Origin of the sequence: Streptomyces sp. Q6 (assembly GCF_036967205.1) — a bacterium.
In the GTDB taxonomy this organism is placed as follows: Bacteria; Actinomycetota; Actinomycetes; order Streptomycetales; family Streptomycetaceae; genus Streptomyces; species Streptomyces citrinus.
This window is the reverse complement of record NZ_CP146022.1, coordinates 4,853,776-4,866,754: the sequence shown is the minus strand read 5'-3', so window position 1 is coordinate 4,866,754 and position 12,979 is coordinate 4,853,776. Positions and strand designations below refer to the sequence as shown.

Here is a 12,979-nt window from a genome sequence, read left to right as displayed (position 1 = left end):
GTGCTCCCCTCCGGCATCACGGTCGCCGCGCTGGTCGTCGCCAACGCGGCGGGCTCGGTGGTGGACCCGGCGACCGGGGCGCTGTACGGGGAGTTCTTCGCGGGCACGGGACCGGTGACGTACCCCGCCCCCGAGGTGCACGAGGCGGCCCGCGCGCGACTGGCGGCGGCAGCGGCGACGAACGGGGTGGGACCGCTCGGTACGGATGCCGGGTACGCGGATGCCCCTCCCGGGGACGGCGGACACGCGGCCGCCCCGACCATCGACGTCCCGACCATCGACGCCCCGACCATCGATGCCCCGACCACCGACGCCCCGCGCACGGACACCGGGCGCGCGGATGCCCCGACCACGGACGCCCCTCCCGCGAACGCCGGGCGCGCGGATACCCCGACCACGGACGCCCCTCCCGCGAACGCCGGGCACGCGGATACCCCGCCCACGGACGCCCCTCCCGCGAACGCCGGGCACGCGGATACCCCGCCCACGGACGCCCCGACCACGGGCCCCCGGCCGCCGCACACCCCGACCACGAACGCCCCGCTCAACACCACCCTCGCCGTCGTCGCCACCGACGCCGAGCTCAGCCGTGCTCAGGCGCAGAAGGTCGCGGGGACCGCGCACGACGGCATCGCGCGCGCCGTCCGTCCCGTACATCTGCTGAACGACGGCGACACGGTCTTCGCACTCGCCACCGGCGACCGGCCGCTCGACGCCGCGGATCCGCTCGCGCTCAACGAGATCCTCGCGGCCGGCGCGGATCTGGTGACGCGGGCGATCGTCCGGGCCGTACGGGCGGCGCAGTCGCTGCACGGCCCCGCCGGGACGTATCCGGCGTACGGCGACCTCTACGGCCCGCCCAGCCCACATGACACACACGACACACAAGGCGCGCAGGACGCACCAGGCGCGCAGGATGCGCAGGAACGCCCCACAGGCGCGTAACAGGCGTCACGGAACTGTCCCTGTGTCTGCCTTCACATCAACCGGACGGAACCTCTCCGTCCCGCTCGGGCTCTCTCCCCGTACCGGATGATTCACGCGGAACAGGAGCAGACCGTGCGGAAGCAGAACATAGCCGTCGCGTGGGCCGCGCTCGCCATCGGCGCGCTCACCCTCACGGCCTGCGGCGGCGACGCGAGCGCCGAGGGGAACAAGGGCGGCAAGGACGGCGGCGGCAAGGACGCCCCGCGGATCACCATCTCCGCGAAGGACGGCTCGACCGGCGCGTCCATCAACGCCACGGGGGTCGAGGTCAGCGACGGCAAGCTGACCTCCGTGAAGATGACCGAGCCCGCCTCCGGCGAGCAGATCGCGGGCAGCATCACCGCGAACGGCGCGTCCTGGAAGCCCGCGAAGCAGCTGGAGCGCGGCACCAAGTACCGCATCTCCGCGACCGCCAAGGACGGCGAGGGCCACACGGCGGCCGCCAACTCCGTCTTCACGACCGTGTCGAGCGCGAACAGCTTCATCGGCACGTACACGCCGGACGGCGGCTCGACGGTCGGCGTCGGGATGCCGGTCTCCTTCACCTTCGACAAGGCGATCACGGACAAGAAGGCCGTCCAGTCGCACATCGCGGTCTCGTCCGACAGCGGTCAGCCGATCGTCGGCCACTGGTTCGGCTCGCAGCGCCTCGACTTCCGGCCCGAGCAGTACTGGAAGGCCGGATCCAAGGTCACGATGAAGATCGACCTCGACGGCGTCGAAGGGGCGAAGGGCGTGCACGGCGTGCAGAAGAAGACGGTCACCTTCACCGTCGGCCGCGCGCAGGTCTCCACCGTCGACGCGAACACGCAGCAGATGACGGTCGTGCGCGACGGGCAGACGATCAAGACCGTCCCGGTGTCGACGGGCAGCGACCAACACCCCACGTACAACGGCCAGATGGTGATCTCGGAGAAGTTCGTGCAGACGCGGATGAACGGCTCGACGGTCGGCTTCGGCGGCGAGTACGACATCGCGGACGTGCCGCACGCGATGCGCCTGTCGCAGTCCGGCACGTTCATCCACGGCAACTACTGGAGCTCCCCCGGCATCTTCGGCAGCCAGGGCACCAGCCACGGCTGCGTCGGCATGCGGGACGTGAAGGGCGCGGGCGGCGACACGACCGCCAAGTGGTTCTACGACCACTCGCTCGTCGGGGACGTCGTGGTCATGAAGAACTCGCACGACAAGACGATCGCCCCGGACAACGGCCTCAATGGCTGGAACATGTCATGGAGTCAGTGGACCGCTGGCAGCGCCGCCTGACCTGCGCGCCACCGCACGACGCACCGGCCGTGCGGGAACCTCCCGCGCGGCCGACGCGTTGTGCAGGCACGTTGCCCAATTGCCCTTCCCCGTTTGCGATTTCGAGGACATGATGTCGGACCCAGGGGCTACGGTATGCACCCACAAGGTGACATGCAGCGATGCCGGGAGGTGCCTTGAGCGTTCCGTACGACTTCGAGCCGACCACAGCTCCCGAAGCCGCGCCCGACGATGAACTCGCCCGTCTGCTCGGTCGTGCGCTGAACTCCTTCGAGCTGCCCGAGGAGACTCTGCGGCTGCTCGACACGGCACTCGCCTACGACACGTCGCTGCACTCGGCGCACCACAGCGCCGGCCTGCACCGCGAGACGTACCGGCACACCTGGCTGCTCGCCGACGGCAGTTCGCGCACGCTGTGGGAGCTCGTGCACAACACGGGACGCGACGGCCTGCCCCAGCACGAGGTGTACGTCACCGAGGACGAGCTCCATCTGGCGACGGGACGGCTGCCGCTGCCCCCGGAGGCGGCGCCCGCGTTCGACCTCCAGGCCCCGATCGCCCCGGTGCAGTTGGCGCCGGTCCCGCCACAGCGCCGCACGTTCGGCCCCGCCGACCCGGACAGCTCCGTCGACCACGCGCGCAGGCTGCTGCGCCGCGCGGAGAACCCGGACGCGACGACCCGCCCCGGGCCGGGCACGGCACGGCTGCTGCGGGAGGCGTGCGCACACCAGATCACGCAGGCGTTCGGCCGCCGTATAAGTCATGGCTTCGCGCTGTACGAGCACGCGTTCCTGCTGCGCGACGGGTGCGAGGTCAGCCTCTGGGAGGTCGAGCACACGGCGACACCGGACGGCCGGCACATGTGCGAGGTCTACCTGACGCAGCAGGCGGCACGCGCGGCGATCGAGCGCCGCACCGGATGCAGCCAGGGCCACCAGTAGGAGCCACCGGCCATCGACTACCGGTATGGCTACTGGCTAGCGGCTACCGGCTACCGGCTACCGGCCATTCGCTAGCGGCTACTGGCTATTCGCTACCGGCTACCGGCGGCTGAACTGCCGTACCAGGCCCGCGAAAGCGTCCTGTTCGTCGGCCGACAGCGGCACCGACTCCACGGCGGGAGCCTGCGATTGTCCGGGCAGCAGGCCCAGTGGCAGGGAGCGGGAGCGCGGCAGCGGCTCCGGCGGCGTGGCGGCGACGGCGCGCACCAGGCGGACGAGGCCGACCACCCATGCCACAGTGGCGACCGCGAGAATCGCCAGGCCTATCTGCTGAAGGATCGACACGTGCTCAGGCATGCGATCCAGTGAACACCACAGTCCGGGACTTTGGTCCCGGACCGTGACGTATATCGCAGGAACGGACAGTTCCCGTCATGCACGGCGTATAGGTGCCGTACGGGTGCCGGACAGATGCCGTACGAGGCTTTCAGGCGGCGGCCGTGACCTTCGACTCCCGTGCGGCGGGCGCCTCTTCGCCGGTGACCAGGGCCTCCGGAGCCGACTTGCGCATTCCCTTCAGTACGACGACCAGGGCGGCCGAGACGCAGACGCCCACCGCGATGGCGATCAGGTAGAGGAACGCGTTGCCGATCAGCGGGACCACGAAGATGCCGCCGTGCGGGGCGCGCAGGGTGCAGCCGAAGGCCATCGACAGGGCGCCGGTGACCGCACCGCCCGCCATGGAGGCGGGGATGACGCGCAGCGGGTCGGCCGCGGCGAACGGGATCGCGCCCTCGGTGATGAAGGACGCGCCGAGCACCCAGGCGGCCTTGCCGTTCTCCCGCTCGGCCTTGGTGAAGAGGCGGCCGCGCACGGTGGTGGCGAGGGCCATCGCCAGCGGCGGGACCATGCCGGCGGCCATCACGGCCGCCATGACCTTGAGCGAACCGTCGGTCGGATCGGCCAGCCCGCCGACCGCGAAGGCGTACGCGACCTTGTTGAGCGGACCGCCCAGGTCGAAGCACATCATCAGGCCGAGGATGACGCCGAGGATGACCGCGTTGGCGCCGGAGAGGGAGTTGAGCCAGTCCGTCAGCGCGCTCTGGAGCGAGGCGATGGGCTTGCCGATGACGACGAACATCAGGAAGCCGACGACGATCGAGGAGAGCAGCGGGATCACGACGACGGGCATGATGCCGCGCAGCACCGCCGGCACGTTCACCCGCTGGATCGCCATGACCACCGCGCCCGCGATGAGACCGGCGACGAGACCGCCGAGGAAGCCCGCGTTGACCGTCAGCGCGATCGAACCGCCGACGAATCCCGGCACGAGACCGGGCCGGTCCGCCATGCCGTACGCGATGTATCCGGCGAGCACCGGGACGAGGAAGGCGAACGCCGCCTGACCCGTGTAGAACAGCAGCGCCGCCCAACTGGTCGTGGAGCCCCAGTCGAAGCTGTTGAGGAGGGTCTCGACCTTGACGTCCGCGACCTCGTAGCCACCGATCGCGAAACCGAGCGCGATGAGCAGGCCACCGGCCGCGACGAAGGGCACCATGTAGCTGACGCCCGACATGAGCCACTTACGCAGCTTTGTCCCGTAACCGTCCTCGGATTCCCCGGAGTTGTCCACAGCTGTGGATGACGGCGAGGCGGCGGACACCTCGCCGCGGGCGGCCTTCTCGCGGACCTCGGCGATGAGTTCGGCGGGGCGGTTGATGCCCGCCTTCACGCCGACATCCACCGTCGGCTTTCCGGCGAAGCGTTCCTTCTCCCGTACGGGGACGTCGTGGGCGAAGATCACGGCGTCGGCGGCGGCGATCACGGCCGGGTCGAGGCGGGTGAAGCCCGAGGAGCCCTGGGTCTCGACGGTGAGCTCGACGCCGTCGGTGTCCCGGGCCGTGTTCTCCAGGGACTCGGCGGCCATGTAGGTGTGGGCGATGCCTGTGGGGCAGGACGTGACCGCGACGATCTTGAACGTGCCCTGATCGCCGGAGCGCTCAGTGAGCTCAGTGGATTGCTCGGCGGGCTGTTCGGTGGACTGTCCGGCGGGCTGTTCGGTGGACTGTCCGGCGGGCTGTTCGGTGGACTGTCCGGCGGGCTGTCCGGGCTCGGGAACGGCCGCCTCAGCCGCCGGGGCGGAGTCGGCGGGCTGCTCGTCGCCCCGGATGAGCGCGGCCGTCTGCTCGGCGTCGGTCGCCGCGCGCAGGGCCGCCTTGAAGTCCTCGTCCATCAACTGGCGGGCCAGGGCGGACAGGATCGTGAGGTGGGCGTCGTCCGCGCCCGCCGGGGCCGCGATCAGGAAGATCAGGTCGGCGGGTCCGTCCGGCGCACCGAAGTCGACGCCGTGCGCCGCGCGCCCGAACGCGAGGGTGGGCTCGGTGACGTGGGTGCTGCGGCAGTGCGGGATGCCGATGCCGCCGTCGAGGCCGGTCGGCATCTGGGCCTCCCTGGCCGCGACGTCCGCCAGGAAGCCCTCCAGGTCCGTCACTCGGCCCTGGGCGACCATGCGTGCGGCCAGCGAGCGGGCCGCCGCCTCTTTGGTGTCGGCGGACAGGTCGAGATCGACCAGGTCCGCGGTGATCATCTGGCCGGTCATCGCGGGCTCCTTTGCCTGTGCGTCTGGTGCTTGTGCGTCTGGTGCTCGTGCGTCTGGTGCTTGTGCGTCTGGTGCTCGTGCGTCTGGTGCTCGTGCCGCTGGTGCTCGTGCCGCTGGTGCTTGTGGGGCTGCTGCGTGCACGTCTGATGCCTGTGCGGCTGCTGCGTGTACGACTGCCGCGTGTACGTCTGATGCCTGTGCGGCTGCTGCGGGTGCGGCTGCGGGATCCGTCGTTCGTCTACGGGTGCGGGTGCGGGTGCGGGTGCGGGTGCGGGGCGTGGTGGGGTGCTCGCGCCCCGCGGCGGAGCCGCTGGAGGGCGCAGCGCCGGGCCCCTGGCGGCGGTCACCCGACCGGCTCCTTCAAGGCGCGGTCCAGCGGGATCTCGGCCGTCAGCGTCACCGCGTCGGGGCGGAGGTCCTGGGGCGTCGGCATCGCGCTGCCCGGGAGCTGGACGGCCGCGGCCCCATGGGCCACCGCCGAGGCGAGGGCCTTCGGTCCCGCGCCGCCCGCGATCAGGAATCCGGCGAGGGAGGAGTCCCCGGCGCCGACGTTCGAGCGGACGGTCTCCACGGGGGCCGAGGCGAACCACGAGCCCGTCGCGTCGACCAGGAGCTGGCCGTCCGCGCCGAGCGAGGCGAGGACGGACACCGCGCCCGCCTCCCGCAGCTCCTCGGCGGCCTTGACCGCGTCGCCGACCGTGGCGAGCGGGCGGCCGACGGCCTCGGCGAGCTCCTCGGCGTTCGGCTTGACGACGTCGGGGCGCATCCGCAGGGCCGCCAGGAGCGCGGGCCCCGAGGTATCGAGGGCGATCCGGGCCCCGGCCGCGTGCGCGCGGGCCACCAACTCGGCGTACCAGGAGGACGCGAGACCGCGCGGGAGGCTGCCGCAGCAGGCGATCCAGTCGGCGCCCGCCGACTGCGCGCCGACCGTCGAGAGCAGCGACTCCGCTTCCGCGGCCGAGAGTTCGGGGCCGGGGGCGTTGATCTTCGTCAGCGTTCCGTCGGGCTCCGCGAGGGCGATGTTCGAACGGGTCTGGCCCGCGACCGGGACCGGCGCGACCTCGATGCCCTGGGCGTCGAGGAGTTCGGCGACGAGCGCGCCGGGGGCGCCGCCGAGCGGGAGCACGGCCAGCGTGGGGGCGCCGGCCGCGGCGACGGCCCGCGAGACGTTGACACCCTTGCCGCCCGGGTCCATGCGCTCGCCACTGGCGCGCACGACCTCGCCGCGGTCGAGTCCGGGAACCTCGTAGGTGCGGTCGAGGGAGGGGTTGGGAGTGACGGTGAGGATCATGCCGCGGATCGCCGCTTTCGTGCTCGGGGTGGTGCCAGAGAGGCCAGGGGGCCGGTGGGGGTGGCTGGTCATGCGCGGATCACCTCCGTGCCGCTCGCCTCGATCGCCGCCGCGTCCTCGGGGTCGAATCCGGTGTCCGTGATCAGCAGATCGACGTCGTCGAGGTCGCCGAAGCGGGCGAAGTGCTCCTGGCCGTGCTTGCCGGAGTCGGCGAGCAGGACGACCCGGCGGGCGGCGGCGACGGCGGCCCGCTTCACGGCGGCCTCGGCGAGATCGGGGGTGGTCAGCCCCGCCTCGGCCGAGAATCCGTTGGCCGCGAGGAAGACGACGTCCGCGCGGATCTCGGCGTAGGCGCGCAGGGCCCAGGCGTCGACGGCGGCGCGGGTGCGGTGGCGGACCCGGCCGCCGACGAGGTGCAGTTGGACGCCGGGGTGGTCGGCGAGCCGGGCCGCGATGGGCAGCGAGTGGGTGACGACGGTCAGCTCGGACTCCAGCGGCAGCGCGGCCGCGAGCCGGGCGACCGTCGAACCGGCGTCGAGGACGACGCTGCCCTCGGCCGGCAGTTCGGCGAGGGCTGCACGGGCGATGCGGTCCTTCTCGTCGGCTGCGGTGGACTCGCGCTCGGCGAGGTCGGGCTCGAAGTCGAGCCGCCCGACCGGGATGGCGCCGCCGTGCACGCGCCGGACGAGCCCGGCCCGGTCCAGGGCCTTCAGGTCGCGCCGGATCGTCTCGGCGGTGACCTGGAACTCCTCGGCCAGCGACAGCACGTCGACCCGGCCGCCGTCGCGGGCGAGGCGGAGGATCTCCTGCTGGCGCTCTGGTGCGTACATGCCCGTTTACCTGTGCCTTCTTCGCCGCGCGTGCCCGAATGTGTTGCTCTATCGTGAGGCTACGACTGGATTTCCAGAAAGTAAACAGATTCAGGCACGCGACAGACACAAACGGGCATTGGTCCCTGCGCGCGCACGCCGAAGGGCCCGACCTCCGAAAAGGAGGCCGGGCCCTTCACCGCACATCTCGCCGGAGGTGGGCATCCCGCGCCGCGGATGCGTGTCCCGCCGGATCACGTCCCGCCGGATCACGTCACCCCGGATCACGTCGCGCCGGGCGGATCACTGCCCCATGACGTACCTCACCGTCGGACCCGTGGTCCAGCCGCCGTCGACCGCCAGTTCCGCACCGGTCACGTACGAGGAGTCGTCGGAGAGCAGGAAGACCACGGCCTTCGCGATCTCGTCGGCCTCGCCGACGCGGCCCATCGGGGTGTTCGGGTAGTTGCCGTCGCCCTGCTGGATACCGACCTGGGCGGTCATCGGGGTGTACGTCATGCCGGGGTGCACGGAGTTCACGCGGACCTTCGCCGTGCCCTGCTCCACCGCCGCGATCTTCGTCAGTCCGCGCACGCCCCACTTCGAGGCGCCGTACGAGGAGGTGAGCGCGAGGCCCATCAGTCCGGCCGCGGAGGAGATGTTGACGATGGAGCCGCCGCCGGCCTCCCGCATCGCGGGGACGACGGTCTTCATGCCGGCGAAGACGCCGACCAGGTTGACGTCGAGGACCTTGCGGAACCGCTCGACGCTCTCCGTCTCGAACGGCATGCCGGTGGAGATGCCGGCGTTGTTGACCAGGCCGTCGATCCGGCCGAACTCGGCGGTGGCGTACGCGGCCGCGGCCTGCCACTCCTCCTCGTCCGTGACGTCGAGGTGGACGTAGCGGGCGCGCTCGCCCAGCTCGCCGGCGAGGGCCTTGCCGTCGTCGTCCAGGACGTCGCCGATGACGACGTTCGCGCCGGCGGCGATGGCGGTACGGGCGACTTCGCCGCCGATCCCGCGCGCTCCGCCGGTGATCAGGACGGTCTTGCCGGTGAGGTCGTTCATGAGGGGGCTCCGCTTCATCGGGGATTCACAAGATGCAGAAGTCAAGATCAAGAAGCCCGGACCGGAAGGCCAGGACCGGAAGGTCAAGGCCAGGGAGTCCGGACCGGGAGGTCAGGACCGGAAGGCCAAGGCCAGGAGGTCAAGACCGGGAGGTCAGGACCGGAAGGCCAAGGCCAGGAGGTCAAGACCGGAAGATCAGGACCGGAAGGTCAAGACCGGAAGATCAGGACCGGGAGGTCACGGCCACGAGGTCGAGACCGGAAGATCAGGACCGGGAAGTCGGGACCTCCCGGAGAGCAGGATTCGGAAAGGCGGGTTCAGGAGGTCCGGGCGTTCTCCAGGCATCGGAGTGCCAGGGCCGCGGGTCCGCCGGGGCCCGCCGCCGGGGCATCGGAGGCGGCCCACGTCTCCACCGCCACCCGCACCGCCGTCGACGCGACGCCCGCCGTCAGCCGCAGGGCGAGCGAGCCGGGGTCGGCGGCAGCGGTGCCGTCGGCGGCCTGCCGGTCCGCGAGGATGCGCGCCAGCGTCGACTCCGAGACCCGGCACGTGTCCGCCCAGACGGCCCGCAGCGCCGGGGACTCGTGCGTCAGGCGCAGCAGGGCGCGCACCCACTCCAGGGAGGCCGCGTTCGCCGGGTCGTCCGCGGTGAGTGCGCGCCGGACGGCGTGCCGCAGCGCGTCCGGTACGGCGAGCTCGGCGGGAGCCTCGCGGACGGCCTCGGCCCACTCCTGCGCGCCGGCGGCGAAGAGGGCGCGACGGCCTCCTCCTTGGTCGCGAAGTAGCGGTAGAAGGTGCGCGGGGCGATACCCGCTGCCCGCGCGATGTCCTCGGCGCGGGTGGGCCGCAGCCCGTCCTCGGTGAAGAGCTGGGCCGCGGTGCGCGCGATGTCCAGACGGGTCGCGGCCTTGCGCCGCTCCGTCAGCGTCGCCGCCGCCCCTGCCCCACGTCGCTCGCCCGCACCTGCTGCGTCCGCTACCCCTGCCATGAAGTCAGAGTATGCCCATGTGGCACAATCTGCCACCGCCAGGCAATGATCATGTCAACGGGTGAGCGGGGCGAGCACGGTGCGGCGGCGACGGTTCCTACTTCGGACAGCGGGCCTGACGGGGGCGGGGGCCCTCGCGATGAGCGGCTGCGGCTCCGGCTCCGGTGACGGCGACAAGGTCACGCTGCGGCTCCTCGTCGCGAGCTACGACAAGAGCGTCGGCGCCGCCATCGGCGACCGGTGGGGCGACGCCGTGAAGGCGTTCGAGAAGAAGCACCCGAACATCACCGTCGAGGTGGAGCGGGTCCCGTTCCTCAAGATCGACGCGACGCTCGCGCGGCGGGTCAGGGACGGCCGCGCGCCGGACATCGCGCAGAGCAACATCTTCGCGCCGTACGCGGAGGCCGGCGAGCTCTATCCGGTCGACGAGCTCTTCGAGATCCCCACGCAGGCGGACTTCATCACGTCGTTCGCCGACGCGGGCCGGGCCGACTACGTCCAGTACGGCGTCCCGATCCTGGCCAGCACCCCGCGCCTGTTCTGGAACAAGGCGCTCTTCCGGGAGGCCGGTCTCGGCGGAGCGCCCACGTCGTGGGCCGAACTCCGTTCCTGCGCGCAGGCGTTGAAGGAGGCCGGGGTCCCCACCCCGTACGCGCTCCAGTTCGGCCCCGAGGCCGCCGAGGACGAACTCCTCGCCTGGCTCCTGGCCGGCGGTGGCGGCTACTCCGACGTCGGCGGCTACGACTTCGCCTCCACCGAGAACGTGGCCACCCTGACCTGGCTGCGCGACGAGCTCGTCGCCCCCGGGCTCGCGGGCGCCGACCCGTCGACGCTCACCAGGACGGAGGCGTACGCCCAGTTCCTCAAGGGCCGGGTCGGCATGCTCATCGCCCACCCGGTGCTGCTCGGCGCCGCCGACCAGGCGCGGATCTCGTACGGCCACGCGCCCTTCCCGCAGCGGGAGGGGGGCGCCGCGGCGCCGCCGGTCGGGCTCAACGACTGGATGATGGCGTTCCGCTCGGGCGGCCATGTCGAGGAGGCGGGCGCGTTCCTGACGTTCCTGTTCAGCACCGGGTCCGCGAAGACGTACGGCGGCGGGCAGGCCACGCTGCCGGTGACGATGTCGGCGTCGGACCAGTTGCGGGCGGACCGTTCGCAACGGCAGCTGTGGGAGTTCGTCGACCAGATGCCGAGTGCCGAGTTCCACCCGGTGGGGCTGAAGTCGTGGCCCACCGTGCGGAGCGCCGTGCGCCAGCGGATCGGCCGGGCGGTGGTCCGCGGCGGGCGGCCCGCGGACGTGCTTCAGGCGCTGGACGAAGTGGGACAGTCCAGCGCCTGAGGCACCCGCTCCTGGTCACCTGCTCAGGAGCACCCGCGCGTGAGCAGGTGACCAGGGCCCGCTCAAGAACAACCGCTCACGAGCACCCGCTCAAGAACAACCCCTGAGGAGCACCCGCTCCCGGGCCGACGGATCAGCCGACGAGTTCACGCTCCCGCTCGGTGGCGTCCTGCGCGGGGGCGTCGTCCCCGGGCTGGGAGACCACCGGGTGCTTCGGCAGCGCGAACATCAGCAGGAAGATGCCGACCAGGACCGCCGCCGCCCAGAGCAGCGCGTGGCGGAAGCCGTCGATGAAGGCGGCGCTGCCCGCGCCCTGGCGCAGGTGGTCCTCGACGACGTTGAAGAAGACGACCGAGACGAGGCTGAGGCCGAGCGCGTTGCCCATCTGCATCACGGTGTTGATCAGCCCCGAGGCCGAGCCCGCGTGCTCACGCGGCACCTCGGAGAGGATCGCGTCGGTCAGCGGAGCGACGATCAGGCCCATCCCGAGGCCCATCACGACCAGCGGGAGCGCCATCTGCCAGGAGGTGATGCCGAGGCCGTAGTGGCCCGCCTCCCACACGTAGATCAGCACGCCCGCCGCCAGGAGCAGCGCGCCCGCCTGGAGGACCTTGCGGCCGAAGACCGGCACCAGCTTCTGCACGGAGATTCCGGCGGCGACCGAGACGGCGATGGAGAACGGGACGCCCGTCAGACCCGCCCGCAGCGCGCTCCAGCCGAGGCCGAGCTGCATGTACAGCGTCCACGTGAGGAAGAAGATGCCCATCGCGAGGCCGAAGACGGTCTGCACGGCGATGCCGCCCGCGAAGCTCTTCACCTTGAACAGGGACAGCTCGATCAGCGGGGAGCCGTCGCGGCGGGCCTTCGACCTCTCGTACGCGACGAGGACGGCGACGATCACGACGGAGGCCGCCATCATCACGAAGCCCCAGACCGGCCAGCCGTTCTCGCGGCCCTGGGTCAGGGGGTAGACGAGCGCCAGCATGGCGAGGGTGACCAGGACGACGCCGACGAGGTCGAGCTTCAGGGCCTTGGGCGCCTTGGACTCGGTGATGACGCGCGAGCCGAGGACGAGCGCGGCGATGCCGACGGGCAGGTTGATGAGGAAGATCGGGCGCCATTCGAGGCCCGCGATGTTCCACTCGGTGAGCAGCGCTCCGAGCAGCGGCCCCGTCACCGCGCCGAGCCCGACGATCGCGCCGAAGAGGCCGAAGACCTTGCCGCGCTCGTGCGCGGGGAAGGTGGCGTGCACGATCGACAGGACCTGCGGCACCATCAGGGCCGCCATGCCGCCCTGGAGGATCCGGGACGCGACGAGCATCTCGGGGTTCGCCGCGAGACCGCACAGCGCGGACGCGATCGTGAACCCGGTGATGCCGAGGAGGAAGAGCCGCTTGCGGCCGAAGATGTCGCCGAGCCGGCCGCCGGTGATGAGCAGCGCGGCGAAGGCCAGCGCGTATCCGGCGGTGATCCACTGGATCTGACCGTCCGTCGCGCCCTCGTCGTGCCGGATGGTCGGCAGGGCGATGTTGACGATGGTGACGTCGACGAGGTCCATGAACGCGGCCGTCATCACGATGGCGAGGGCGAACCAGCGTCGCCGGTCGGCGACGTCCACTGACGGTGCTGCTGTTGAGGTCATACGGAAAAGCTAAAAGCCATCTAGGTCAGTTCATGTCCTAGATGGACGG

General features: G+C 71.5%; 10 protein-coding genes and 1 pseudogene. 4 read left to right on the top strand and 7 right to left on the bottom strand.

Annotated elements, in window-relative coordinates; genetic code table 11:
• The 3 genes from V2W30_RS22870 (at position 1) to V2W30_RS22860 (ending at position 3,194) form a co-directional block, all read left to right on the top strand.
• The gene (locus tag V2W30_RS22870; protein WP_338699260.1) at positions 1–945 is read left to right on the top strand and encodes a P1 family peptidase; all 945 of its coding nucleotides are present in this window, start codon (positions 1–3) and stop codon (positions 943–945) included.
• 87 nt (positions 946–1,032) lie between these two features.
• Positions 1,033–2,253 (top strand): L,D-transpeptidase, encoded by a 1,221-nt coding sequence (locus V2W30_RS22865; protein ID WP_338699258.1) that lies wholly within the window; start codon positions 1,033–1,035, stop codon positions 2,251–2,253.
• Positions 2,254–2,429: 176 nt separating this feature from the next.
• Positions 2,430–3,194, top strand: coding sequence for a DUF6227 family protein (locus V2W30_RS22860; RefSeq protein WP_338699256.1), 765 nt, complete (start codon positions 2,430–2,432; stop codon positions 3,192–3,194).
• Positions 3,195–3,293: 99 nt separating this feature from the next.
• On the opposite strand, the gene V2W30_RS22855 is transcribed toward V2W30_RS22860, so the two are convergent.
• From V2W30_RS22855 to V2W30_RS22830, 6 genes and pseudogenes are all read right to left on the bottom strand, one after another.
• Positions 3,294–3,551 carry a hypothetical protein gene (locus V2W30_RS22855; RefSeq protein ID WP_338699254.1) on the bottom strand — a complete coding sequence of 86 codons (258 nt, stop codon included), beginning with the start codon at positions 3,549–3,551 and terminating at the stop codon, positions 3,294–3,296.
• A 130-nt stretch (positions 3,552–3,681) separates the two neighbouring features.
• Positions 3,682–5,793, bottom strand: coding sequence for a fructose-specific PTS transporter subunit EIIC (locus V2W30_RS22850; RefSeq protein ID WP_338699252.1), 2,112 nt, complete (start codon positions 5,791–5,793; stop codon positions 3,682–3,684).
• Positions 5,794–6,136: 343 nt separating this feature from the next.
• On the bottom strand, positions 6,137–7,084 hold the full coding sequence (gene pfkB, locus V2W30_RS22845; protein ID WP_338703726.1) for a 1-phosphofructokinase: 948 nt from the start codon (positions 7,082–7,084) through the stop codon (positions 6,137–6,139).
• A gap of 68 nt (positions 7,085–7,152) precedes the next feature.
• A complete protein-coding gene (locus V2W30_RS22840; protein WP_338699250.1) occupies positions 7,153–7,914 on the bottom strand; it encodes a DeoR/GlpR family DNA-binding transcription regulator in 762 nt (253 codons plus the stop codon).
• 282 nt (positions 7,915–8,196) lie between these two features.
• On the bottom strand, positions 8,197–8,961 hold the full coding sequence (locus tag V2W30_RS22835; RefSeq protein ID WP_338699248.1) for a glucose 1-dehydrogenase: 765 nt from the start codon (positions 8,959–8,961) through the stop codon (positions 8,197–8,199).
• Positions 8,962–9,278: 317 nt separating this feature from the next.
• Positions 9,279–9,856: pseudogene (locus V2W30_RS22830) on the bottom strand (TetR family transcriptional regulator).
• A 232-nt stretch (positions 9,857–10,088) separates the two neighbouring features.
• On the opposite strand from V2W30_RS22830, the gene V2W30_RS22825 reads away from it, so the two are divergent.
• Positions 10,089–11,288: an extracellular solute-binding protein gene (locus V2W30_RS22825; protein ID WP_338699246.1), complete on the top strand. Its 1,200-nt coding sequence runs from the start codon at positions 10,089–10,091 to the stop codon at positions 11,286–11,288.
• Positions 11,289–11,421: 133 nt separating this feature from the next.
• Here V2W30_RS22825 and V2W30_RS22820 read toward each other — a convergent pair whose 3' ends face one another.
• A complete protein-coding gene (locus V2W30_RS22820; RefSeq protein ID WP_338699244.1) occupies positions 11,422–12,930 on the bottom strand; it encodes an MFS transporter in 1,509 nt (502 codons plus the stop codon).
• Positions 12,931–12,979 lie beyond the last annotated feature (49 nt).

What these genes read in the sequence shown, in the direction of transcription:
- V2W30_RS22825 (WP_338699246.1), top strand. Translation starts at nt 10,089, where the DNA reads ATGAGCGGCTGCGGCTCCGGCTCCGGTGACGGCGACAAGGTCACGCTG.
- V2W30_RS22855 (WP_338699254.1), bottom strand. Translation starts at nt 3,551, where the DNA reads ATGCCTGAGCACGTGTCGATCCTTCAGCAGATAGGCCTGGCGATTCTC.
- V2W30_RS22840 (WP_338699250.1), bottom strand. Translation starts at nt 7,914, where the DNA reads ATGTACGCACCAGAGCGCCAGCAGGAGATCCTCCGCCTCGCCCGCGAC.
- V2W30_RS22865 (WP_338699258.1), top strand. Translation starts at nt 1,033, where the DNA reads ATGATTCACGCGGAACAGGAGCAGACCGTGCGGAAGCAGAACATAGCC.
- V2W30_RS22820 (WP_338699244.1), bottom strand. Translation starts at nt 12,930, where the DNA reads ATGACCTCAACAGCAGCACCGTCAGTGGACGTCGCCGACCGGCGACGC.
- pfkB (WP_338703726.1), bottom strand. Translation starts at nt 7,084, where the DNA reads ATGATCCTCACCGTCACTCCCAACCCCTCCCTCGACCGCACCTACGAG.
- V2W30_RS22835 (WP_338699248.1), bottom strand. Translation starts at nt 8,961, where the DNA reads ATGAACGACCTCACCGGCAAGACCGTCCTGATCACCGGCGGAGCGCGC.
- V2W30_RS22850 (WP_338699252.1), bottom strand. Translation starts at nt 5,793, where the DNA reads ATGACCGGCCAGATGATCACCGCGGACCTGGTCGATCTCGACCTGTCC.